The sequence below is a fragment of the Treponema sp. R6D11 genome, assembly GCF_054786075.1.
Genome location: NZ_BDHD01000740.1, coordinates 1 through 557 on the forward strand (window position 1 = coordinate 1; position 557 = coordinate 557).

A 557-nucleotide genomic window follows, 5' to 3' on the forward strand; every position below is an offset into this window, starting at 1 on the left:
GTACAAGTGTGGAGCGCCCTTCAGAACAAGGATCTGCACCCCGTTGTGCAGATTGCCCCCGCCGTCCGCGTCGCGATAGCCGAAGAATTCGGCCTTCCCCCCGGAACCGTGTTCACAAAGAAAATCTACGCTGCCTTGCGCCGTTTGGGATTCAAGACCGTCTTTGACACGAACTTCTCCGCCGACCTTACGATTATGGAAGAAGGCTCAGAACTCGTTAAACGCCTCGGCGAAAAAGGAAGCTCAATTCCATTGATAACTTCATGCTGTCCGTCTTGGGTGGATTACATGGAAAAATACTACACCGACATGATCCCCAACTTCTCGACCGCGAAATCGCCCCAGCAGATGATGGGCGCGATGATCAAGGGTTACTGGGCAGAAAAAGCCCGTTACGCCGAAAATTGTGCCGGCGCCCGAGAACGGACCGAAGGGGCTGTCCGCTGCCTCGGCGGGAAGAGCGTTTATTTCGATGCGGGCCTGTGTGATCATAAGGGCAAGGTCACTTGTAGTTATTAACATGATCCAGTAGTAGCCGTGGCGGGTGCGCTAGATGT

Annotated in this window: 1 pseudogene; it reads left to right on the forward strand. The window is 54.2% G+C overall.

Annotated elements, in window-relative coordinates:
* Positions 1-390 (forward strand): annotated as a pseudogene (locus ACYVTD_RS15825) (nuclear prelamin A recognition factor family protein); the annotation flags it as partial.
* Between the last annotated feature and the right edge of the window lie 167 nt (positions 391-557).